Consider the following 24,022-nt stretch of genomic DNA (forward strand, 5'->3'; position numbering starts at 1 on the left):
CACTTGGATCACGAGGATCACGATGAATCGCCCAGGCGCACGGCATCGACGGTTGTCGAGTGTTTCCGTCGGACCGCTCCCCGGTGGTGCTCCACCTCAGCGCCAGTCACGGCCCGGGTCCAGATTAACGTCCCGGGGGGAGTAGCGGGGCTCAGTGGTGGGCGGACCCCGGCCGTGCGTGCTCCGTCGCCCGCCCCGCACCGTGTGTCAGCCGACGCTGCCCGGCTTCGGGAGCGGCTTGCCGTACCAGAGCTCGATCAGACGGGCCGCGATCGAGATGCCGAACGGGGGCAGGATCTCGCCCGATTCGAAGGCCGCCGTCAGGTCCTCGCGGGAGAACCAGCGCGCCTCCTCGATCTCCTCGCCGTCGACGTTGATCTCCGACGACGTGGCCCGCGCCATGAAGCCCAGCATCAGGCTGGACGGGAAGGGCCAGGGCTGGCTGGCGATGTACTCGACCTCACCGACCGTGACACCCGCCTCCTCGAACACCTCGCGGGCGACGGACTGCTCGATCGACTCCCCGGGCTCGACGAAGCCCGCGAGCGTCGAGAACCTGCCCTCCGGCCAGTGCACCTGACGGCCCAGCAGGGCGCGGTCCTGGTCGTCCGTCACCAGCATGATCACCGCCGGGTCGGTGCGCGGGTAGTGCTCGGCGCCGCAGGCCTGGCAGCGGCGGATGTGGCCGGCCGCTGCGATGACGGTGCGTTCGCCGCAGCGGGAGCAGAAGCGGTGCAGCCGCTGCCAGTTCTCCAGCGCCACCGCATGCGCCATCAGCCCCGCGTCGCGCGGGCCGAGGAGCAGTCCGGCCTCGCGCAGCCCGGCCGGGCGCGCCGGCTGGTCCATGCGGCCGGGCAGCGAGTCCTTCTGGAGCGCGAAGTAGCTGACGCCGTCCTCGTCGGTGCCGAGGAAGTAGCGGTGGGTCTCGGTGACCGGGGCCTCGAAGGCCGGGGTCATGACGATCTCCGTGCCGCCGTCGGCGGTGTCGTCGATCAGCACCTGCCCGCCGGAGACCACGAAGACCCGGGTGGTCGGGTGGCTCCAGGCGGCGGAGAGCCAGGCCTCGTCGAGGCGATGGTGCGCGGCGCGGTCGATGCCGTTGGGCGCGGTGAGACCGATGGGCCGGTCTGTGGTGGCGTTGTCGAAGGTGCTCACAGGTGCTTCCTACTCCCCCGGGACGGATCGGGTGTTCAGAGGATTCAGCGGAGTGCGGTGGACAGTTCGCCCCAGAGGTGGGCGGTCGTCTGCACGCCCTTGAGCAGGAGGTCCAGCTCCACCTTCTCGTTGGGGGCGTGCCAGCCGTCGGACGGTACGGAGATGCCCAGGAAGAGGACGGGGGCGTCGAGCACGTCCTGCAGGTCGGCGGCGGGACCCGAGCCTCCTTCGCGGGTGAAGAGGATCTTCTGGCCGAAGGCCCGTCCCATGGCGCGGGCCACGGCCTGCAGGGCGGGGTGGTCCAGCGGGGTCAGGCAGGGGCGGGTGGCGGGGGCGAAGGTGATCCGATGGCGGATGCCGGCCGGGAACTGCGCCTCGGCCCAGGCCCGGACGGCCTGTTGGACGTGGTCGGGGTCCTGGCCCGCGACCAGCCGGAAGCTGATCTTCACGAGGGCGGAGGACGGAATGATGGTCTTGCTTCCGGCGCCCTGGTAGCCGCCACCGATGCCGTTGACCTCGGCTGTGGGGCGCGCCCAGATGCGCTCCAGCGTGGAGTAGCCGGCCTCGCCCGTCGCGGCCTGCGACTTGGCGGTACGCAGCCAGCCGGCCTCGTCGAAGGGGAGCTCGGCGAAGAGGGCGCGCTCGGTGTCGGTGAGTTCCGTCACGCCGTCGTAGAAACCGGGGATCGCGACCCGTCCGTCCGCGTCGTGCAGCGCGGCGACGAGGCGGGCCACGGCGGTCGCCGGGTTGGGGACGGCGCCGCCGAACGATCCGGAGTGGATGTCCTGCTCGGGTCCGTGGAGCTCGATCTCGCACTCGGCGAGACCACGCATGCCGGTGCAGACCGTCGGGGTCGTCTCGTCCCACATGCCGGTGTCGGAGACGATCACGGCGTCGGCGGCGAGGCGCGCGGCCTGCTGCTCGACCAGGGCGCGGAAGTGCGGGGAGCCGGACTCCTCCTCGCCCTCGACGAGGAGCTTGAGGTGGACGGCAGGGGTGGTGCGGCCGGTGGCGGCGAGGTGGGCCCGGACGCCGAGTGTGTGGAAGAACACCTGGCCCTTGTCGTCGGCGGCGCCGCGCCCGTACATCCGGCCGTCCCGGATCACCGGTTCGAACGGGTCGGTGTCCCAGCCGTCCTCCCGGGCGGCGGGCTGCACGTCGTGGTGGCCGTAGACGAGGACGGTCGGGGCTTCCGGGTCCTCGGACGGCCACTCGGCGAAGACGGCGGGGGCGCCCGGCGTCTCCCAGACCTCCGTGACCGGGAAGCCGGTCTCCTTGAGCTTGGCGGACAGCCACTCGGCGCTGCGCCGTACGTCTCCGTCGTGCTCCGGTTGGGCGGACACGGAGGGGATGCGCAGCCACTCGGCAAGGTCGTCGAGGAAGGCTGTGCGGTGCTGTTCGGTGTACGTACGGACGGCGCTGTCCGGGGTGTCGCTCATGGTCTTGAGCCTATCGGCCTGCGGGAGGTGGCTCGTCCCACAGGATTTGTTCGAGCTCGGCCCGGCCGGGGAGATCGGTGGGGTGGACGGCCTCTCCGGTGCGGACGAACAGGAACGTGGTGGTGACGGAGTCGAGCGGTACGTCGTGCAGTTCGGCCCAGGCGAGGCGGTAGACGGCCAGCTGCAGCGGGTCGGCCGTGCGGACGGCCGACGTGTCTTCGTGGCCGTGGGGGGCGTGACGGGTCGTCTTCCAGTCGACGATCTCGTAGGTGACGCCATCCGCACCTTCCGTGCGGTACACGGCGTCGATCCGGCCCCGGATCACGCGGCCCGCGAGCGTGATCTGGAACGGTGTCTCGACGCGGTACGGGGTGCGGTGGGCGTACGGGGTCCGCTCGAAGGCCTCCTTGAGCGCGACGAGGTCGCGCTCGTCCGCGATGTCGGTGTCGCTCCCGTCGCCGCCGGGCAGCTCGTCGGGGCCGAGCATGGGCAGCGGCAGCTCCTCGAAGCGGGCCTCCACCCAGGCGTGGAACCTGGTGCCCCGGCGGGCCGCGGGCGCGGGCGGCCGCGGCATGGGCCGGGCCAGCTCCTGGGCGAAGCCGTCGGGGTCGTCGGCGAGCCTCAGCAGCTGCGTGGCGGAGAGCGAGGCGGGCACGAGGACCTCGCGCACGGTGGCGCGGGCGCGGCGCAGCTCACCGGCGAGCGCGTCGAGGTCCCGGTCCCAGGACGCGAGGGTGCGCGTCTCCTCCGGGGTGAGCCGTGAGGGGGTCCGGGCGGCGGGGACGTGGGGGGCGGGGATCCGAGGGGGCGATGACGTGGGGGCGGGGTCGGCGGGAGGCTCGCTCGACAGGGAGTCCCAGTCCGCGGCCTCGTCCGGGTACGGCTCGTCGTCCGCAAACCGCTGGTCGTCCGGTGCCGCGGGGTACGCCCCTGGCGCCGCACCCGCCGCCGACTCCCCCGCCAGCGTCTCCAGGTGGGCCAGCACCGTCTCCGCGGCCGCCCAGCGGCGGGCCAGCGCCGTGTCGTCCAGCGGGAGCGGCCAGGCGTGGTCGGCGGCCGCCTCCGCGAGTGCCGGGTTCTCCTCGTCCTCGGCCGGCTCGTCCGCCCATGCCTCGATCTCGCCGTGTCCGGCCACGCAGTGCTCGTACAGCGCCTGCAGGAAGTCCGACGGGCCGCGCGGCTTCTTCTGGGACGGCCCCCACCAGTGGCCGGAGCCGAGCAGCAGGCTGCGCGGCCGGGTGAAGGTGACGTAGCCGAGGCGGAGTTCCTCGGTGTGCTGGTGCTCCTTCATCTCCTCCTTGAAGCCCCCCAGCCCCTTGGCGTCCCAGGAGTGGATGACGGGCAGGGTGGGTGCGTCGCCGCGCAGGGCGTGCGGAAGGACCTTGGACTGGGAGGTCCAGGCGTCGCGGGACCGGGCGCTGGGGAACTGTCCGGTGACCAGGCCGGGCACGGCGACGACGTCCCACTCCAGGCCCTTGGACTTGTGGGCGGTGAGGACCTTGACGGTGTTCTCGCCGCCGGGCAGTGCGTTGTCCAGACCCTTCTCGTACTGGACGGCGGTGCGCAGGAAGCCGAGGAAGGCCAGCAGCGTGGCCTCGCCGTCGGCTGTGGCGAAGCGGGCCGCGACGTCCAGGAAGTTGGCGAGGGTCTCGCGGCGGCGGGCGGCCAGCGCGTGCGGCGACGCGGAGAGCTCCACCTCGAGACCGGTGGTGGCGAGGACCCGGTGCAGGACGTCCATGAGCGGGTCGGCCAGCGAGCGGCGCAGCTCGCGCAGTTCGGTGGCGAGGCGGGCGAAGCGGACGCGTGCCTCGGCGGAGAACGGCAGCCCGTCGTCCTCCGTACCGCTCGATTCGAGGAAGGTGTCGAGGGCGTCGGCGAGCGAGATCACCTCGGCCGGGTCGATGCCTTCGACCGCTTCGGCGAGCCGGCGGTCGGGGTCGAAGTCGTCGTCTGCATGAGCCGCGCGGTGGACGAGGAGGCGGGCGCGGCGGCCGAGGAGGGCCAGGTCGCGGGGGCCGATCCGCCAGCGGGGCCCGGTGAGCAGCCGGACCAGGGAGGCGTTGGCGCCGGGGTCCTGGAGGACTTCGCAGACTGCGACGAGGTCGGCGACCTCGGGCAGGTGCAGCAGCCCCGAGAGGCCGACGACCTCGACGGGGATGTCGCGGGCGACGAGCGCGGCCTGGATCTCCGGGAAGTCGCCCGCCGTGCGGCACAGCACGGCGATCTCGCCGGGTTCCTTCCCGGTCCGTACGAGATGGGCGATCGAGTCGGCGAGCCAGTCGATCTCTTCGGTGTGGGTGCGCAGCAGGGCGCAGCGGACGATGCCGTCGCGTTCTGCGCCCGGGGCGGGGCGCAGCGCCTCCACACCCTCGTGCATGGCGCGCAGCGGCTCGGCGAGCCCGTTGGCCAGGTGCAGCAGGCGACCGCCGCTGCGGCGGTTCTCGCTGAGGGAGTACCGGGTGGCGGGGGTGCCGTCGGCGTGCGGGAAGTGGCGCGGGAAGTCGTCGAGATTGGCGACGGAGGCGCCGCGCCAGCCGTAGATCGCCTGGCAGGGGTCGCCGACGGCGGTGACGGCGTGCCCGGACGCGGTGCCGCCGGGGCCGCTGCCGAAGAGGGCGGAGAGCAGCAGCCGCTGGGCGACGGAGGTGTCCTGGTACTCGTCGAGCAGGACGACCCGGTATTCATCGCGCAGGATCGCGCCGACCTCCGGGCGGGTGAGGGCGAGCTCGGCGGAGAGCGCGATCTGGTCGCCGAAGTCGAGGAGGTCGCGGCTGCGCTTGGCGTCCCGGTAGCGCCGGGTCAGCGAGAGCAGCTCGCGGCGGGCTTCGGCGGCTTCGGGGATCTTGCGCAGCTCGGCGTTGGTGAGCCGGGCCGTTTCCAGCGTACGGAGGAGTTCGCTGTCGTACGCCGCAAGCTGCTCGGGGCGTACGAGATGCTCGGCCAGCTCGGCGTCGAGTGCCAGCAGATCACTGACCAGGGTGGGGAACGACCTGGTCAGTGCCGGGTACGGGCCCGGGGCCTCGCGCAGCACGCGGGCGGCGAGCTGGTAGCGGGTGGCGTCGGCGAGAAGGCGGGTGGTGGGTTCGAGTCCTATGCGCAGCCCGTGCTCGGTGAGGAGCCGTCCGGCGAAGGCGTGGTACGTGGAGATGCTGGGCTCGCCCGGCGGGTTGTCCGGGTCGATGGCGTCCGGGTCGGTGACCCCGGCGGCGACGAGTGCCTTGCGGACGCGCTCGGCGAGCTCGCCCGCCGCCTTGTTCGTGAAGGTGAGTCCGAGTACCTGCTCCGGGGCGACCTGCCCGGTCCCGACCAGCCACACCACACGCGCCGCCATCACCGTGGTCTTCCCCGACCCGGCTCCGGCCACGATCACCTGCGGGGCCGGCGGCGCGGTGATGCAGGCCGTCTGCTCCGGGGTGAAGGGGATCCCGAGGAGCTCTTTGAGCTGCTCGGGATCGGTGATACGTGAGGACACCCCACAGAGGCTAACCGGGCGCACCGACAGCGTGCGGGGTCCGCGAGAAGGCCGGGACGTGCCTTGTCGGGAGGCCACCTGTGGTCCGCGTCGGGCACTGACCTCCGGCGATCGCATCCGATCGCCTCAACGGCCTTGCGAGGACGGCCACCTGGGACGTCTGCCGAGTGGGGCGCCCGGACGGTTGAGCACGAGACGGACCCTCTGAGAGCGTCCGGGCCCCCTGGGGCAGAGATGTGGCCTCCGCCACTGGCCGCTCCGGGGCCATCCCCGGCGGCGCGGCCGCGCATGGATCGCACGGTGAGTGGGTGATCGCAGCGGATGATCCGGGCCCGAGGATCCTGCGGGACTGCCGCCTCAGGGTTGTCGCCGGCTGCACGCCCACGACCGCTGTGGTTCAACTCGACCGGCCGGAGCCGCAACCCGGTCACTCCAGGATGTGGCGGCCCTCGGGCTGAGCGCTGCACGAGGCCCGGAACGTGCAGTGGGTGCAGTGCTGGCCGGTCGTAGGTGTGAAGCGTTCGTCCAGGACCCGGCCCGCGGCCGTGGCCAGCAGGTCGGAGACCCACTCGGTGGTGGGCGGTTCCTGGGCCTGCACCTTGGGAAGGGCGTCGCCGCCCTCCTTCTTCGGGGCCGGCTGCCGCAGTTGGACGAGTTCGGCGCCACCGGGGGCGGGGCGGTGGCCGTCGAAGATCTCGTCGACGGCCCCCTCCCGGACGGCCAGCTGGTACACGGCGAGCTGGGGATGGCGGGCGACCTCGTCCTTCGTCGGGGCCTGCTTGCCGGTCTTGAAGTCGACGACGTACGCACGGCCGTCGGCGTCCCGTTCGACGCGGTCCATGGAGCCGCGGATCCGTACCTCGTACTCCCCCGCTTCGAGCGTCACGTCGAAGTCGTGCTCGCTCGCGGCGGAGGTGCGGCCGGTGCGGTCCATGACATGCCAGCGCAGAAAGCGTTCGAGGGCGACCCTCGCCTGCTCCTTCTCCTGCTGCGACTTCCAGGGGGCGTCGAAGACCAGCCCGTCCCAGACCGAGTCGAGGCGCTCCATCAGGACCGCCAGGTCGGCGGGGGTACGACCGGAGGCGACCTCGTCGGCGAGTACGTGCACGACGTTGCCGAATCCCTGCGCGGCCGTCGCCGGGGCGTCCGCCTTCACCTCTCGGCCGAGGAACCACTGCAGGGCGCAGGTGTTGGCCAGCTGGTCGAGTGCGCTGCCGGAGAGCGCCACGGGGTGGTCCCGGTCGCGGAGCGGGACGGCCGAGCGGGTCGGCTCGTACAGCCCCCACCAGCGGTACGGATGGGCCGACGGCACGAGCGGCTGCCCCTCGTCGTCCGTGAGCGCGGCCAGCCGGGCCAGCCGGTGGGCGGCCTCGTCGCGCAGGGCGTCGGAGGCGTCCGGGTCGACGGTGGTCGCGCGCAGCTCGGCGACAAGCGCGGCGACGGCGAGCGGGCGGCGCGGGCGTCCGGTGACGTCGCGCGGTTCGATGCCCAGCTCGGTGAGAAAGCGGGACGGCTGGTCGCCGTCGTCGGCGGGGGCCTTCACCGCGGTGACGATCAGCCGTTCCCGTGCGCGAGTCGCCGCCACGTAGAAGAGGCGTCGTTCCTCGGCGAGGAGGGCGCCCGGGGTGAGCGGTTCGGCAAGGCCGTCGCGGCCGATCCGGTCCGCTTCGAGCAGCGAGCCGCGGCGGCGCAGGTCCGGCCAGAGTCCCTCCTGCACCCCGGCGACAACGACCAGCCGCCACTCCAGACCCTTCGAGCGGTGCGCGGTCATCAGCCGTACGGCGTCGGGGCGTCCGACCCGCTTGGAGAGGGTGTCGGCGGCGATGTCCTGGGCGTCGATCTCTTCGAGGAAGTTGAGCGCGCCGCGGCCGCCGGTGCGTTCCTCGGCGCGGGCCGCGGTGTCGAAGAGTGCGCAGACGGCGTCGAGATCGCGGTCGGCGTTGCGGCCGCCCGCGCCGCCGCGCAGCGCGGCGCGTTCGAGCCGCCCCGGCCAGGGGGTGCCCGCCCACAGCTCCCACAGGGCCTCTTCGGCGGTGCCGCCGCCTTCGAGGAGTTCGCGTGCCTTGCGCAGCAGCGCGCCGAGGCGCTGGGCACCGCGGGCGTACGCGGGGTCGTGTGCGACGAGGCGTTCGGGTTCGGCGAGCGCGCGGGCCAGCAACTCGCCGGAGGGCGGTGGTACCCGGTTCCCGGCGGCGCGCTCCTCGTCGCGCAGCGCCCGGCCGAGCCGGCGCAGATCGGCGGCGTCCATGGAGCCGAGGGGGGAGGTGAGGAGGGTGAGGGCGGTCTCGGTGTCGAGCCAGGGGGCGGCGGGCCCCTCGGACGCGGGGGCGGCGGCGCCGTCGTCCGGGGCCGGCTCCGCAGCCGTCGTGCGGTGCAGCGCGGCCGTGGCGACCGTGCGGAGGGCGGTGAGGAGCGGGGTCACAGCGGGTTCGTGGCGCAGCGGGAGGTCGTCGCCGTCGACCTCCAGAGGCACGCCCGCCGACGTCAGGGCGCGGCGCACCGCGGGGATCGTGCGGCCCCCGGCACGTACCAGCACTGCCATCTCGTTCCATGGCACGCCGTCCTCCAGGTGGGCGCGGCGCAGCAGGTCGGCGACGTTGTCCAGCTCGGTGGAGGCGGTCGGGTAGGTGTACGTCTCGACGCGCCCGCCCTCGCGTACCGAGGCGAGCTCCCGGTGGGCGCGGACCTTCGCCGACGGCAGCCGGGTCAGCGGCATCCGGCGGGTGAGCAGCCGGGTGGCGGCCAGCAGCTGTGCGCCGGAGCGGCGCGACGTGGTGAGGACGCCGACCGGGGACGGGCCGCCGTCCGCCCGCCGGAACGTCTCAGGGAAGTCGAGGATGCCGTTCACGTCGGCGCCCCGGAACGTGTAGATCGACTGGTCCGGGTCGCCGAAGGCGATCAGGTCCCGGCCGCCGCCGGCCCCCGGCGCGCTCCCGCGGTTGCCCGCCAGCGCGTGCAGCAGCCGCACCTGCGCCGGGTCCGTGTCCTGGTACTCGTCGACGAACACCGAGTCGTACGCCCCGGCCAGCACCGCCGACACCTCGGGGCGCTCGGCCAGGAGCACCGCCCGGTGGACCAGCTCCGCGTAGTCCAGCACCCCCTGCGCGTCGAGCACGTCCAGGTACTCGGCGAGGAACGCTGCGGCCGCGCCCCAGTCCGGGCGGCCGGTGCGGCGCGCGAAGTCGGCGAGGGCATCCGGGCCGAGGCCCAGCTCGCGGCTGCGGGCGAGCACCGCGCGTACCTCGTCGGCGAAGCCGCGCGTGGTCAGGCAGGCCCGCAGCTCGTCGGGCCAGCGAATGTGCGCGATGCCCTCCTGTTCCAGTTCGAGCTGGCCGGCCAGGAGATCGCGGACGGTGACGTCCTGCTCGGGTCCGGAGAGCAGCCGCAGCGGGTCGGCGAAGAGGTCGGCGTCCTGATGGGCGCGGACCAGTGCGTAGCAGAAGGAGTGGAACGTGGTGGCCTGCGGGCCGCGGGCGGCACCGAGCCGGGCGGCCATCCGGTCGCGCAGCTCCACCGCCGCCTTGCGGCTGAACGTGAGGACCAGGATGCGGGCCGGGTCGCCGCCCCCGGCGACGCGGGCGGCGACCGCTTCGACGAGTGTGGTCGTCTTGCCGGTGCCCGGTCCGGCGAGGACCAGCAGCGGGCCGCCGGGGTGATCAACCACCGTCTGTTGCGCTGCGTCCAGAACAGGGGGGTCCACGGAACCCGGCGGGGTACGCACCAGTCGGTACGCGCCCGTGGTCCTCTGCCGTGCCTGACGGTGCGGACTGTGCCGGGTGAAGGAGGAGGAACTCACGTGGATCGCCGGTCCTGGGGGGTGTGCTGATGGTGAGGGGGCGGGGGTGCCTGCCGCGAACTGTCGACGCTACGCCAGCGGGGGCGTGGGATGCGGCGGGTCCACTGCGTCGAACGTCACGTTCCGCGTCGCACGGCAGGTCACGCAGGTTTTCTCGTCCATCGAACGGGCCCGGCTCTGTCCGTCATGGGGCCGAATGGCGGAAGCTGTCAGGTGTGAGCTCCCCCGACCCCGTCCTGGTCCCCGTCCCGGTCGGTGCCCCCGTCCCCACCGGTCACGCCGTCCCACCGCGCGCGCTTCATGTCGAGCCGCGGCAGATGGCCCTCCGCGCTGCGCGGGGCCTCGCGCAGCGGGGTGCTCTCCTCGTGGTAGTGGTCCAGCGCCCGCAGCTCGTGACCGGGCAGCAGCGCCCCGTCGGCCCGCACCACCCGCCACCACGGCGCCGCGGCGCCGTACAGGGCCATGACCCGGCCGACCTGGCGCGGGCCGCCCTCCCCCAGCCACTCCGCGACATCGCCGTACGTCATGACGCGGCCGGGCGGAATCAGGTCGGCGACATCGAGCACGCGCTCCGCGTACTCCGGCAGTGCGTCGTACTCCGGCGACGCCTCGGGCGCCCGGTCGCCCCTCGCCCCGTCGCCGCTCGTCCGGTGTTGGCTCATCCGGCCCATGGTGCCGTACGCCACCGACAGTCCGGCCCGGTCCCCGGCCGATGGACGCGTAGGCGTGCATTCACTGAGTGTGCACGCAGGAGCAAAGGGGCGTATCTTGCGCATCGCGCGACCGTGCAGTGCACCCTGATACCCCCCTCTGCCTCCGGGCCGTGCCACCATCATGCGGGCGGTGACCGGTGATACGAGACCACGAAGACCAATCAGAGGCGACGAAGGAGCAGGGCGTGCAGCCACCGAAGGCGGCCGACGCCTCTGACGCCGAGCGGCGCCCGGAAGAGCAGCGGGAGCAACAGGGGCCGACGCGGAAGCGCGAGGAGCGGGAATCCGCCCCGCGCCATCTGGTCGGCTCCACCCTCTCGACCGTCGCAGAGGCCGAACAGGCCGACCGGGTCTCCGGTGACGAGCCGCTGCTCCCCGCCCGGGTGCACCGCCCCTCGGACCTCATGCGGCTTCTCGTCGGTCTCCTGGCGATCGTCGTCCTGCTCTCCATCGCCGCGTTCGCCCACGGCACCACCACCGGTCTCGAAAACGACATCAACAAGGGTACGGACCAGGCACCCGACGTTCTGATCAAGCTCGCCGGCCTGGTCTCCAGCATCGCGGTGCTGCTGGTCCCCGTCGCCTTCGCCATCGAGCGGCTGATCAAACGCGACGGGCTGCGGATCGCGGACGGTGTCCTCGCCGCCGTCCTCGCTCACGGGGTGACGCTCGCCACCGACCTCTGGGTCGCCAAGTCCGCCCCCGGCACCATTCAGGACGCCCTCACCCAGCCTCAGCCCGGTGCCGCGCTCACCGATCCCGTACACGGCTATCTCGCCCCCGTGATCGCCTACATGACGGCGGTCGGGATGGCGAGACGGCCGCGCTGGCGGGTCGTGCTGTGGGTGGTGCTGCTGCTCGACGCCTTCGCCATGCTGGTGGGCGGCTACACGACCCCGTTCTCGATCGTCCTCACCGTGCTGATCGGCTGGACCGTCGCGTACGGAACGCTGTACACGGTCGGCTCGCCGAACGTCCGGCCGACCGGCCAGCATCTGATGGCCGGTCTGCGTCACGTGGGCTTCCGCCCGGTCACCGCGATGCGCGCCGAGGACACCCCCGACTCCGGCGACCCGAGCGACCGGGGCCGCCGCTATCTGGTCTCCCTGGAGGACGGTCCACCGCTGGATGTGACGGTCGTCGACCGGGAACAGCAGGCACAGGGCTTCTTCTACCGGGTGTGGCGCAGACTCACCCTGCGCGGCATCACCCAGCGCCGGTCCATCCAGTCGCTGCGCCAGGCCCTGGAGCAGGAGGCGCTCCTCGCGTACGCGGCGATCGCCGCCGGAGCCAACGCCCCCAAGCTGATCGCCACCTCGGAGCTCGGTCCCGACGCCGTGATGCTGGTGTACGAGCACATCGGCGGGCGCTCCCTCGATGCGCTGGAGGACGTGGAGATCACCGACGACCTGGTGCGCGGCGCCTGGCGACAGGTGAAGGCGCTCCAGTCCCGGCGGATCGCGCACCGCAGGCTCACCGGCGACGCGATCCTGGTGGATCGTTCGGGCACGGTGTTCGTGACCGATCTGCGCGGCGGCGAGATCGCGGCCGGTGATCTGTTGCTGCGGATGGACATCGCACAGCTGCTCACCACCACCGGTCTGCGGGTGGGGGCCGAGCGGGCCGTCGCGACGGCGCTCGAAGTCCTCGGCCCCGATGCCGTGGCGGACTGCCTGCCGCTGCTCCAGCCGATCGCCCTCAGCCGCTCCACCCGGGCGGCGCTGCGCAGGCTGGCCCGCGAGCGGTCGCAGCGCGAGCGCGAGGCGGTGATCGCGGCGTCGGACGCGGCAAAACTCGCCAAGGCCCAGGAGGCACAGGCATCGGTCCCTGCCGACCGCAAGGCGCTCCGCAACGAGAAGCAGGCGGAGAAGCGCGCGGAGAAGCGGGCGATAGACGATGCCCTGGACGAGGCCCGGGAGGAGGATCTGCTGACCCAGATCCGCCGCCAGGTGCTGCTGATCCGGCCGCAGGCACCCGTGGAGCCGGTCCGGCTGGAGCGGATCAAGCCGCGCACGCTGCTCAGCTTCATCGCCGGTGCGATCGCCGCGTACTTCCTGATCTCCCAGGTCACGGAGGCCGACTTCGGCGCGGTCGTCGAGCAGGCGGAGTGGGGCTGGGTGGCGGCGGCGCTCGGGTTCTCGGCGCTCAGCTACATCGCGGCGGCGATGAGCCTGCTGGGGTTCGTGCCGGAGCGGGTGCCGTTCGTCAAGACCGTGCTGGCCCAGGTGGCCGGTTCGTTCGTGAAGATCGTCGCGCCGCCCGCGGTCGGCGGCGTGGCGCTGAACACGCGGTTCCTGCAGCGTTCCGGGGTACGCCCGGGGCTCGCCGTCGCGAGTGTCGGCGCCTCGCAGCTGTTCGGGCTCGGCTGCCACATCCTGCTGCTGGCCGCGTTCGGATATCTGACCGGGACCGAGAAGACTCCGTCGTCGCTCACCCCGTCCCGGACGGTGATCGCCGGACTGCTGACGGTCGCGGTGCTGGTCCTGGTGGTGACCGCGATCCCGTTCCTGCGGAAGTTCGTGGTGACGCGCGTGCGGTCGCTGTTCGCCGGGGTCGTACCGCGCATGCTCGACGTCGTGCAGCGCCCGCAGAAGCTGTTCACCGGTATCGGCGGCATGCTGCTGCTGACCATCCTGTTCGTGATGTGCCTGGACGCGTCGATCCGGGCGTTCAGCGGTCCCGATGTGCCGCAGCTCAGCTACGCGAGCATCGCGGTGGTCTTCCTCGCCGGCAACGCACTGGGGTCGGCTGCGCCGACGCCGGGCGGTATGGGTGCGGTCGAGGGCGCGCTGACGCTGGGACTCATCGCGGTCGGTCTGCCGAAGGAGGTCGCGGCGCCCGCCGTGCTGCTGTACCGGCTGATGACCCTGTGGCTGCCGGTTCTGCCGGGCTGGCTCTGCTTCAACCACCTCACCCGCAAGGGCGCCCTCTGACACGCCGCCGCCCTGTGGAAACCGCCCATCGGAGAGACCCTCCACGGCCCCTGCCCCGGGTCAACCCCGCGCCGGGGTGCCCTGAGGGCTTCCGTCTGGATCATGCCGGGCTCGCGGGGTCCGGCCCGATCCGAACGAAAGACACCGGGGCCACCCACTTGGACCGGTGTCCCGCGCGCCGCCCCGCGCGCCGTCGCACGATGGGGCGATGAGGACCTCCCCTGCCCTGCGCGCCGCGGCCCTCGCGGCCACCGCCACCGTTCTGCTGCCCCTCACCGCCTGTTCGGACAACAGCGGCAACGAGGCCACCGGTACGGACCGTACGAAGAACTCTCCGCACGCGGCGAACGCCGCCGACCCATCCGGATCGGCCGACCTGGCCTCCCAGAAACTGACATGGAAACCCTGCCCCGCCCCGTCCGCGGCGCAGGGCGGCGGAATCGCCCCGTCCCCGCTCCCAGGCGGCGCCGCCTGGGAGTGCTCCTTCATGAGGGTCCCGCTCGATTACGCGAAGCCGGACGGCAACACGATCTCGCTGGCGCTGATCCGCGCCAAGGCCGTCAACCAGAACAAGCGAATCGGCTCGCTCATCTTCAACTTCGGCGGCCCCGGCGCCTCCGGCGTCGCCACGCTGCCCGCCTTCGGCCCCACCTACGCCAACCTCCGTACCCGTTACGACCTGGTGAGCTTCGATCCGCGCGGGGTCGGCCGCAGCTACGGGGTGAAGTGCGAGAACGACAAACAGCTCGACGCGCGCTTCCAGAGCGACGCCACCCCGGACAACGCCGCCGAGGAGAAGGCCCTCCTCAACCAGCAGAAGATGTTCGCCACGGCCTGCGAGAAGAACTCCGGCTCCGAACTCCCCTACGTCGGCACCGCCAATGCCGCCCGCGACATGGATCTGATGCGCCAGGTGCTCGGCGACGACAAGTTGCACTACTTCGGCATCTCGTACGGCACCGAACTGGGCGGCGTCTACGCACACTTGTTCCCGGAGAAGGTCGGCAGGGCGGTGCTCGACGGGGTCGTCGACCCGACCGAGGACTACAAGCAGACCTCCCTCGGCCAGGCGAAGGGCTTCCAGCTGGCGCTGGACAACTTCACCCAGAACTGCGCGGATCGCGGCGCCGCCTGCAAGCTTCCCGGTACCACCGGGAAGGAGGTCGAGCAGGGGATCGCCGAACTTCTCGACCGGCTGGAGAAGCAGCCGATCCAGGGGCTCGGATCCCGGCAGCTGACGCAGTCCCAGGCCACCACCGGAATCGCGGCCTCGCTCTACTCCAGGGAGACCTGGTCGCTGCTGGAGCAGGGGATCGACGAGGCGGACGGTGGGAACGGCGCGCTGCTCCTGGCTCTCGCCGACTCGCTGAACGGCCGTTCCCAGAACGGCCGGTACGACAACTCGACGGCCGCCAACGCGGCCGTCAACTGCGCCGACTCGAAGCAGCGGTTCACCGTCGACGGGACGAGGGCGCTGATCCCGGAGTTCCGGAAGGCGTCGCCGCTCTTCGGCGACTATCTGGGCTGGGGTCTGATGCAGTGCACCGACTGGCCGGTCGCGGGTGCGTGGAAGACCCCGGACGTCAGCGCTCCCGGCGCGGCGCCCATCCTGGTCATCGGCAACACGGGAGACCCGGCGACCCCGTACGAGGGCGCAAAGGCGATGGCGGATGGGCTGGGCCAGGGCGTCGGGGTGCAGATGACCTACGAGGGCCAGGGGCACGGCGCGTACAACAGCGGCAACGCCTGTGTGAAGAAGACGGTGGGCAGCTACCTGCTGGACGGCACGGTCCCGGCGGCCGGTACCGTCTGCCGCTGAAGCTGTCGGCGGCGGCGCCCAGGGCCCCCTTCCGGATCACGCCGGGCTCACGGGCCCTGGCCTGCCGCCGCACTCCGTACGCACAGGCACCAAGGGGAGGGACGTACACGTGGTCCACCATGCACGCGCCGGAGCGCTGGCCGCTGCCGCACTGCTGTTCACGGGGGTACTCGCGGGCTGCGGCGGGGGTACGGCCCCGACGTCGGACGACAAGGCGAGCGCCGGCGCCGCACCCTCGTCCACCGGATCGTCGAAGGCCTCGGACGGGAAGCCCGCCCTGCCCGCCCTGCCCGCGTCCCTCACCTCCCAGCACCCGGACTGGAACCGGTGCAAGGCCCCCGAGGGCGGCACCGCACCCGGCGTCGACTGGCGGTGCGCGACGGTCGAGGTGCCGTTGAACTACGCGAAGCCGGACGGCAGGACGATCGGGATTGCGCTGATCCGCAAGGAGGCCCGGGACAAGAGCCGCCGGCTCGGCTCGATGCTGTTCAACTTCGGCGGCCCCGGCGGTTCCGGCGTCTCGATACTGCCGCGCGCCGCCGGCTCGTACGGGAAGCTCAACGCCCGCTACGACCTGGTGAGTTTCGACCCGCGCGGGGTCGCGGCCAGCGCCGGCGTGAACTGCCGCACCGACCGGGAGCAGGAGGACGCCAACCGGAAGGTCGACATGACTCCGGACACGGCGGCGGAGGAGGCGGCCTTCATGAAGGACGGCGCGGACTTCGGCGCCGGCTGCGAGCGCCGTTCGGGCAAGGTCCTGCCGTACGTCGGTACGACGAACGCCGCCCGGGACCTGGACCTGATCCGCCAGGTTCTCGGCGACAGGAAGATGACGTACTTCGGCATCTCGTACGGTACGGAGCTCGGCGGGACATACGCGCACCTCTTCCCGAAGAACGTGGGACGCGCGGTCCTCGACGCGGTCGTCGACCCGACCGCCGACACGATCGGGCACGCCCGCAACCAGACGACCGGCTTCCAGCGGGCCCTGGAGAACTACTTCAAGGACCGCGGCCAGGACCCGAACGCCGGCACGCAGCGCATCGCCCGGATGCTGGAGCGGATCGACAGGAAGCCGCTGCCGACCGGTTCGGGCCGCGAGCTCAACGAGGCGATGGCGGTCACCGGCATCGTCCTGCCGCTCTACTCGAAGAGCAGCTGGCCCGTCCTGACGAACGCGCTGGACGAGGCGGAGAAGCAGGGCACCGGCAATCTGCTGCTGCAGCTGGCCGACCAGTACAACGGTCGTGACGAGAAGGGGCACTACGACACCCAGAACCACTCGCAGCGCGCCATTTCCTGCGCGGACAGCAGCCTCCGGCCGACGGTCGCGGAAGCCAGGGCCCTGCTGCCCGAGTTCCGGAAGCTGTCCCCGGTCTTCGGCCCGTTCCTGGCGTGGGACACGGCCGGCTGGTGTTCCCACTGGCCGGTGAAGGGTGAGCTGGACACCCCGGAGGCGAGCGCTCCGGGCGCCGGTCCGATCCTCGTCATCGGCACGACCGGCGACCCTGCGACACCCTACGAGGGGGCGCAGAGGATGGCGGACGAGTTGGGCAAGGGCGTCGGCATCATGCTCACCAACAAGGGCGAGGGCCACGGCTCGTACGGTGTGAGCAGCTGTGTGACGTCGACGGTGGACGCGTACTTCCTGGACGGGAAGGTGCCCGCGGACGGCAGGACCTGTTCGTGACGGAGTGAACGGAGAAGGGGCCGGCCCGCATGAGCGGACCGGCCCCTTCGAAGCTTTTCGCCTCTAGTGCCGCGACCGGCGATGCTTGCCCCACGAGGAGTGTCGTCCGAGCGTGCGTGCCGGGCGGCGCGACGGGGCAAGGCGTGCCGGGAGGGGCACTAGTACACCGGCTTCTCGGGCTCGATCTGGTTGACCCAGCCGATCACGCCGCCACCGACGTGCACCGCGTCGGCGAAGCCCGCCGACTTGAGGACCGCGAGGACCTCGGCGCTGCGGACGCCGGTCTTGCAGTGCAGGACGATGCGCTTGTCCTGCGGGAGTCCCTGGAGGGCGTTGCCCATCAGGAACTCGTTCTTCGGGATCAGCTTTGCGCCGGGGATCGAGACGATCTCGTACTCGTTCGGTTCACGGACGTCGATGATCTCGATCTTCTCGTCCGCGTCGATCCACTCCTTGAGCTGCTTCGGAGTGATCGTGGAGCCGAGCGCCGCCTCCTGGGCCTCCTCGGACACGACGCCGCAGAAGGCCTCGTAGTCGATGAGTTCGGTGACGGTCGCGTTCTCGCCGCAGACCGCGCAGTCGGGGTCCTTGCGGACCTTGACCTGGCGGTACTGCATCTCCAGGGCGTCGTAGATCATCAGTCGGCCGACCAGCGGGTCGCCGACACCGGCGAGCAGCTTGATGGCCTCGGTGACCTGGATGGAGCCGATGGACGCGCAGAGTACGCCCAGGACGCCGCCCTCGGCGCAGGACGGGACCATGCCGGGGGGCGGCGGCTCCGGGTAGAGGCAGCGGTAGCAGGGACCGTGCTCGGACCAGAAGACGGACGCCTGGCCGTCGAAGCGGTAGATCGAACCCCACACGTACGGCTTGTTCAGCAGTACCGCAGCGTCGTTGACGAGATAGCGGGTGGCGAAGTTGTCCGTGCCGTCCACGATCAGGTCGTACTGGGAGAAGATCTCCATCACGTTCTCGGCCTCGAGCCGCTCTTCGTGAAGGATCACGTTCACATACGGGTTGATGCCGAGGACCGAGTCCTTGGCGGACTCCGCCTTGGAACGGCCGATGTCGGACTGGCTGTGGATGATCTGGCGCTGCAGGTTCGACTCGTCGACCTCGTCGAACTCCACGATGCCGAGCGTGCCGACACCGGCCGCGGCCAGGTACATCAGGGCCGGCGAGCCGAGACCGCCGGCGCCCACACAGAGCACCTTCGCGTTCTTCAGCCGCTTCTGCCCGTCCATCCCGACATCCGGGATGATCAGGTGGCGGGAGTACCTGCGGACCTCGTCGACGGTGAGCTCAGCAGCTGGCTCGACCAGGGGTGGCAGCGACACAGGAACCTCAACAATGCAGGTGGTCGGTTTCTACGTACTTCATCTACGTACGGTTGTTCTTGCCGTAACACTGCCACGCCCCCTCTCATTCCGAGATACCAGGTCCGATCCGCGAGACGATTTCGTCCCAGTACCCGGGCAGCGCCGTGAATGGATCGCTTTGTCCCCTGCTGCCCTTCCGCGCGGTGCGGTCGGTGAAGAAGATCGTGCCCGCGCCCTGCCAGCGGGCGATGCGCATGGCCTCGTCGAGGTGGGTGCGCGGAACACCGTGCACGAAGTGCGCGAAGCGTCCCGGCGGATAGGCGGCGGTCCACTCCGCCACCTGCGACCAGCGGTAGTCGGTCCAGGCCCCGGAGAAGGTGACCAGCTGGTCGGCGGTCTCGGCGTAGCCGGGATACGGGTGGGTCCCGTGCCCGAGCACCAGCAGCCCGTCCTCGAGGAGTGTGGCGAGCGTGCCGGTGAGGCGGCGGACCGCCGGGAGGTCGGCGCGGTCGGCGGGACACCGGTCCAGGTAGAAGCCGTCGACGAGGTACCAGTCGAGGAAGGACTGCGCGTCGGTGATCAGCTCGTCGAACGGACGGTCACCGTGGGCCAGATCGAGGTGGCCCAGCAGCCGGCCACCGCCCGCCCGGACGGTGTCCTGCGCGGTGTCGCCGTCCAGGGCCCGTTCGCGGGCGTTGCGCAGCCGGCCCGCGGCTTCCAGACAGTGCGGGTCGGGCCGGGCGCCGGGACCGGTGTCGATGTTGAGGACCACCCAGTGCAGGTGGGTGCCGGGGCGGGTCAGTTCGGCCCATTCGGTGGGGGCGAGCAGCGGATGCGCGTAGCCGGGGACGCCGAAGCCGAGCTGCTCGGCGCCGCCGGTCCTGCGTGCCGTTCCGGCGCTGGTCAGATGCGGCATGCCGCCTCCATCCAGATGTCGGCGAGGGACTCCTCCAGGTTGATCCGGGGCCGCCAACCGAGCCGGTCGCGGGCGGTGCGGACGTCTGCCTGCTGCCAGGCGCCGCAGCCGTCGGGGTACGGGGACGGGGTCGCCGAGAGATGTTCGATGACGGACTCGGAGGAAGTGCGGGGGGCGCCGATGGGCATCCGTGCGGGAGGCGTGTCCAGCTCGTGGAGCGCACCCGGGTAGCCCGCGACCTTGGCAAGCACGGCGGCGGCGTCACGGAGCCGTACGGCACGGCCGGTGCCGATGTTGACGACCCCCTGCGCGGCGGAGAGCGAGGCGGCGTGCACGGCGCGGGCGACGTCCCGTACGTCGACGAAGTCGCGCTGCACCCCGAGGCCGCTGAGCTTCAGCTCGCCGTCGCCGGATTGCATGGCGCGGCGCATCGCCTCGGCGAGCCGGCCCAGCGGGGAGCCCGCCGGGGTTCCGGGGCCGACCGGCGAGAAGACCCGCAGTACGACCGCGTCGAGGCCGGAGCCGAGGACGAGTTCGGTGGCGGCGAGCTTGGAGACGCCGTACGGCCCACCCGGGCGCGGGATGGCGTCCTCCGCCGTCGAGGAGCCGGGCTGCGAGGGCCCGTACTCCGAGGAGCAGCCCAGCTGGACGAGGCGGGCACTGCAGCCGCTGCGCCGCATCGCCTCGCAGACGGTGGCGACGGCGACGGTGTTGTGCCGGGTCAGGTCCCGGGCGCCGCCGCGGGTGGCGCCCGCACAGTTGACGACGACGCCGGGGTGGACGGCGTCCAGGAAGCGGGTGAGTGCTCCGGGGGAACCGCCCGCGAGGTCGAACCGTACGTCGGCGTCGTCGCCGCGGCCGAGCGCCGTGAGGTGCACGGCGGGGTCGGCGAGCAGCCGGTCGGCCACGAACCGGCCGAGGAACCCGTTGGCTCCGAGCAGCAGAACCCTCATCGGGTGCCCCCTTCGTGCCGACGGCGGGCTGCCGGTGCGGGGGATTGGGGGGTCATGTCCGGTGTCTCCTTGGGGAGGTGGTGGGCGGTAAGTGCCTGTCGGGTCCAAAGGCAGGCGCCGAGGGGCAAGGACCCGCGGCGTCGGCTCCGCGGGAGTCGCACAGGGAGTGGCTCTTCATCGCGGCTTATGCGGTGGTGTGGGCGGACGCCCTGGAGAGGGCGACGGTGGCGTGGATCAGCAGCCCGAGCGCGGCTGCGCCGCAGGCGATGGCGGGTACGGCTCCGGTGCCGCCCGCCTCGATGACCGCGTCGACGGGGCGGGCGAGGACATCGAGGCCGGGCAGCCGCCCGGCCAGGATCAGGGCGGGGGCGGCCGCTTCGGCGGCGCAGGCGGCGGCGAGTCCGGTGGTGGCGGGCTCCGGGAAGCCGTGGACGGTCAACAGCCGGGCGAGCAGGAGGAGTACGCCGAGTGCGGCGGCCGCGACGAGGCTGCCGCCGCCTCCGTACCCGAGTTCGGCGAGGCGGAGCAGCCCCGAGAGCACGCAGAGGAAGAGGGCGACGGTCCCGAAGAGGAGGGGGCGCACCCCTGCGGCGAACTCCTCCAGTGCGCGGCTGCCGGTGAGCCTGCGGTGTGCGTGTACGGAGTAGAGGTGCGCGCACCAGGCGGCGGGAGCGACGGCGAGCGCGAGCCCCAGCAGGGGTGCGGGGGTGAGCGCCCAGGGCCCTTCCGGGCCACCGCTGAGGACCTGGTCGAGCAGCGCCTGGCCGTACAGGACGTAACCGAGGAGCCAGCCCGCGTACAGGGTGGCTGCCGCCGAGGAGCGGCCCTCCGGGGCGCGCAGGGGGCCACTCCGCAGGCAGAGGCCGAGCCCGAGGAACGCGACGAGTGCCCCGATGAGGGACACGGTGAGCCGCGCCCCGCCGCCGAGTGTTCCCTCGGTGAGTTTCAGGACGACGGCGGTCGCGGTGCAGGCCGCACCGGGCAGCAGCGCGAGGAGCGACCAGACGGCGCGCGTCTCGATGTCGCGCACCGGCCCGGGAGGCACCGCGCGCGCCGGCTCCCCCGTCACGGCGGGCACCCGCGCGTAGAGCTCCTCGGCGAGCGAGAAGACATCGCGGTGCCGGTAACGGGCGGCGGTGCGGTCGGTGACCCCGTGGGCTTCGAGCCCGGCGGCGATCTCCAGCGGGTCGACGGCGCGTTCGCACAGGTCGCGGTGGCGGTGCATGAGGGTCTTCACAGGATCGACGGGCCCGCGCCGGGATCCACTGAGCTTGCGTGCGGGGGTGGCACGGGTGTGCGCGATCTCGGCGGCCCGGGGGCTGGAGGCGGGTGCGTCGTCGCTGTCGGGGTGTGTCCGGGTCGGCATCCGCGTCCGCATCTCGGCCGGCGTGTCGGTCCGCGTCTCGGTCTCGGCCGCACCCGGGGCGCAGGCTGCGGGCCCGGCAGGGGGCTCGGCCTCCGCGAGGACACCGTCCTCGGACGCGCCTCCGCTCTCCGCCACAGCACCGGTGCCCTGCGCGGCGCCGGCGCCAGGCAGTCCGAACTCTGCGGGGTCCGCACGCACATCGGCGGTTCCGACGCCGGTGAGCGCCCAGCCCGTGGCGGCAGGGGACTCGTCGGCAGTCGCGGGGGAGTCGGGTGCCGGACTCCCGGTCACGTCCGGCGCCCGCGCCGATTCCCGATCCGGCGCCGGGTCCCGCAGCGAATCCGCGTCCGGGTCCCGTTCCTGCGGGGAGTCCGGCCCCCCGGTCGCCCCCCTCGTCGGCGAATTCTCCATCACCGCCACCGTTCGCAGGGGCCCCACCCCCGCAAGGCCCGGCATCGCCCCCGCCCCGGGCCGCTCCCAGGCTGGGGCGGAAATCTCCGTGACCCGGGGTTCGGAGAGCAGGGCCTCCGAGCGGGGGTCCCAGCTCCTACCGGTCGTCGTGGTGCCGGGGACGTCGAGCGCCTCGGTCGGGCGGCCGCCCATGGGAAATCCTCCGTGATCCATGCCGAGTCCGCCGGACCGGCTCGTCCTTCTGTCCGTCTGCTGCTCACACATCGCGGTCCGCCGTCCCGAGCGCACCCGCGCACACGCCCTCGGTGGCCCAGCTCGGGATGTGCGCGGGAACCGTCCAACTGCCCAGGACCTGGGCCTCGGGCGGAGACGCGAACGGGCGCGGGGCGCCGTCCACCTCCCTGCGCACCGGGGAGTGGGAGATCAGCTCCAGGTAAATGCCGCGAAATGCCGCGAGGTTCTGTTCGACGGTGAAGAGTTCGAGCGCGCGGGCGCGCGCCGCCGCGCCGAGACGTGCACGGCGCTCGGGGTCGCGCAGCAACGTGATGCACGCGTCGGCAAGCGCCCGGGGGTTGCGCGGGGGCACCACAAGACCCGTACCGCCGATGACCTCGACGACCGCGCCGACATCCGTCGACACCGTGGCCCGTCCGCAGAACATCGCCTCGACCAGACTGATCGGGAAGCCCTCGACGACACTGGAGAGGACGACGATCCCGCCCGCCGCGTACGCCCCGGCGAGGTCCGCGACCTCGGCGCCGCCGATGTCCTCGAAGGAGACCGGGTTGTCGCCTTCGGCGTGTGCGTCGGCGGCCTCGTCGGGGAAGAGCTGGGCGGCGAGTCCCCGGCAGTGCGCGAGGTACGTGGCGCCTTCCGCGCCCGGTGCCGGTGCGCCGACGATCCGCAGCCGGGCGTCCGGTTCGGCCTTCCGTACCACTGCGAAGGCGTGCAGCAGTGCGATCAGGTCCTTGGCCGGCTCTATCCGGCCGACCCAGACCAGGGTGTCGGGACCGCCCTCGTCATTGCTCTCCCCCAAGGCTGCGAAGCGGGCCGCGTCCATGCCGGGGTAGACCGTGCGCAGCTTGGCGCGGTCGGCGCCGCACCGTTCCTGCCAGCGGCGTGCGTGCGTGTTGCCGGGGGTGATGAGCGCGGCCTGCCGGTACACCTCGGTGGCGAGCCGTCCGTGGAACCCGGCAAGCAGGGCGCGTACCGGCGCACCCAGGGCCGTGCCGGTCGCTGCGAGGTAGTGGGCCCGCAACTGCACGCCGTGCTCGGTGACCAGCAGCGGGACGCCGAAGAAGCGTTTGGCCAACAGCCCGGGCAGGGCCGCTGCCCCGCCGGACGCCGCGTGGCAGAGGTCGACCGCACCGAGGCTCCCCTCGTCGTACCAGTCGAGGGAGAGCGGGCGCAGGACGCGGTCCAGTTCCGCGGCGAGGGCGAGGAAGTCGGGGACGGTCGCTGCCTGGACGGTCCGCCCGGTGCCCGGGGCGCGGCAGGCTGCTTCCAGTACGCGTACAGCGGTCTCGGAGCGGAGTGCCGCGGGAAGTCCGCCGTGTTCGCAGGCCAGTTCGGCGAGTCCGTACAGCCCGTCGGTGAACTGCGCGTGGGCGGCGCCGGCCGTCGATCCGTCGGCGCCGCCCTCCGCGGTCGCGTCCGACGTGCAGATCGACGTGGCGAGCGCCGTGAAGTGCGCCGTGAACCGGCGCCGCTCGCGCCGTCCGTACGACCGCCCGCCCCCTCCGGTCACCAGCCGGGCGAGCAGCCCTTTGGGGACGTGGCCGCCCAGGATGTCCTTCTCGGTCATCCACAGCGGCGCCGTCCGTACCCGGCTGACCTGGAGCGGAAGCTGTACCCAACCCTGCGCCTCCTGCTCGGCGGAGCGGCTGAGCGCGTAGAGGTCGAACTCGTGCTGCGTCAGCCCGCGCACCAGACGGTCGCACCAGAGTCTGGACTCACCGGTCGCATACGGATAACCACCGTCGGTGAGGAGTCCGATCCGCACGAGCGCAACCCCGATCTTCCTTGTGGGCGGCCGCCGAT

General features: G+C 72.4%; 13 protein-coding genes and 1 riboswitch. Of the genes, 3 read left to right on the forward strand and 10 right to left on the reverse strand.

The window, feature by feature from the left end; all coding sequences use genetic code 11:
- Window positions 1–22: 22 nt before the first annotated feature.
- A riboswitch (ZMP/ZTP riboswitch) is annotated at window positions 23–120 on the reverse strand.
- 87 nt (window positions 121–207) lie between these two features.
- The 5 genes from nudC to OG395_RS21870 form a co-directional block, all read right to left on the reverse strand.
- Complete coding sequence (nudC, locus tag OG395_RS21850; protein ID WP_327244463.1) at window positions 208–1,155, reverse strand: NAD(+) diphosphatase; 948 nt, start codon at window positions 1,153–1,155, stop codon at window positions 208–210.
- 44 nt (window positions 1,156–1,199) lie between these two features.
- Complete coding sequence (locus tag OG395_RS21855; RefSeq protein ID WP_327244464.1) at window positions 1,200–2,594, reverse strand: dipeptidase; 1,395 nt, start codon at window positions 2,592–2,594, stop codon at window positions 1,200–1,202.
- A gap of 10 nt (window positions 2,595–2,604) precedes the next feature.
- On the reverse strand, window positions 2,605–6,066 hold the full coding sequence (locus tag OG395_RS21860; protein WP_327244465.1) for an ATP-dependent DNA helicase: 3,462 nt from the start codon (window positions 6,064–6,066) through the stop codon (window positions 2,605–2,607).
- Between the two features lie 427 nt (window positions 6,067–6,493).
- A complete protein-coding gene (locus OG395_RS21865) occupies window positions 6,494–9,862 on the reverse strand; it encodes an ATP-dependent helicase (protein WP_327244466.1) in 3,369 nt (1,122 codons plus the stop codon).
- A gap of 209 nt (window positions 9,863–10,071) precedes the next feature.
- Window positions 10,072–10,524: an MGMT family protein gene (locus OG395_RS21870; RefSeq protein WP_327244467.1), complete on the reverse strand. Its 453-nt coding sequence runs from the start codon at window positions 10,522–10,524 to the stop codon at window positions 10,072–10,074.
- 236 nt (window positions 10,525–10,760) lie between these two features.
- Here OG395_RS21870 and OG395_RS21875 point away from each other — a divergent pair, with 236 nt between their 5' ends.
- From OG395_RS21875 to OG395_RS21885, 3 genes are all read left to right on the forward strand, one after another.
- Window positions 10,761–13,508, forward strand: coding sequence for a lysylphosphatidylglycerol synthase domain-containing protein (locus OG395_RS21875; protein ID WP_327244468.1), 2,748 nt, complete (start codon window positions 10,761–10,763; stop codon window positions 13,506–13,508).
- Between the two features lie 208 nt (window positions 13,509–13,716).
- Window positions 13,717–15,327 (forward strand): alpha/beta hydrolase, encoded by a 1,611-nt coding sequence (locus tag OG395_RS21880; protein ID WP_327244469.1) that lies wholly within the window; start codon window positions 13,717–13,719, stop codon window positions 15,325–15,327.
- A gap of 109 nt (window positions 15,328–15,436) precedes the next feature.
- Window positions 15,437–17,017, forward strand: coding sequence for an alpha/beta hydrolase (locus OG395_RS21885; protein ID WP_327244470.1), 1,581 nt, complete (start codon window positions 15,437–15,439; stop codon window positions 17,015–17,017).
- Window positions 17,018–17,175: 158 nt separating this feature from the next.
- Here OG395_RS21885 and moeZ read toward each other — a convergent pair whose 3' ends face one another.
- The 5 genes from moeZ to OG395_RS21910 form a co-directional block, all read right to left on the reverse strand.
- Window positions 17,176–18,354: an adenylyltransferase/sulfurtransferase MoeZ gene (moeZ, locus tag OG395_RS21890; protein WP_327244471.1), complete on the reverse strand. Its 1,179-nt coding sequence runs from the start codon at window positions 18,352–18,354 to the stop codon at window positions 17,176–17,178.
- An 85-nt stretch (window positions 18,355–18,439) separates the two neighbouring features.
- A complete protein-coding gene (locus OG395_RS21895) occupies window positions 18,440–19,252 on the reverse strand; it encodes a spherulation-specific family 4 protein (protein ID WP_327244472.1) in 813 nt (270 codons plus the stop codon).
- The gene (locus tag OG395_RS21900) at window positions 19,240–20,205 is read right to left on the reverse strand and encodes an NAD-dependent epimerase/dehydratase family protein (RefSeq protein WP_266981777.1); all 966 of its coding nucleotides are present in this window, start codon (window positions 20,203–20,205) and stop codon (window positions 19,240–19,242) included. The genes OG395_RS21895 and OG395_RS21900 overlap by 13 nt, the downstream gene beginning before the upstream one ends.
- 184 nt (window positions 20,206–20,389) lie before the next feature.
- Window positions 20,390–21,583, reverse strand: a complete 1,194-nt coding sequence (locus tag OG395_RS21905; RefSeq protein WP_442818764.1) for a hypothetical protein — start codon at window positions 21,581–21,583, stop codon at window positions 20,390–20,392.
- A 655-nt stretch (window positions 21,584–22,238) separates the two neighbouring features.
- Window positions 22,239–23,984 (reverse strand): DUF3492 domain-containing protein, encoded by a 1,746-nt coding sequence (locus OG395_RS21910; RefSeq protein ID WP_327244473.1) that lies wholly within the window; start codon window positions 23,982–23,984, stop codon window positions 22,239–22,241.
- Between the last annotated feature and the right edge of the window lie 38 nt (window positions 23,985–24,022).

Source organism: Streptomyces sp. NBC_01320 (genome assembly GCF_035974375.1).
Classification (GTDB): Bacteria; Actinomycetota; Actinomycetes; order Streptomycetales; family Streptomycetaceae; genus Streptomyces; species Streptomyces yanii.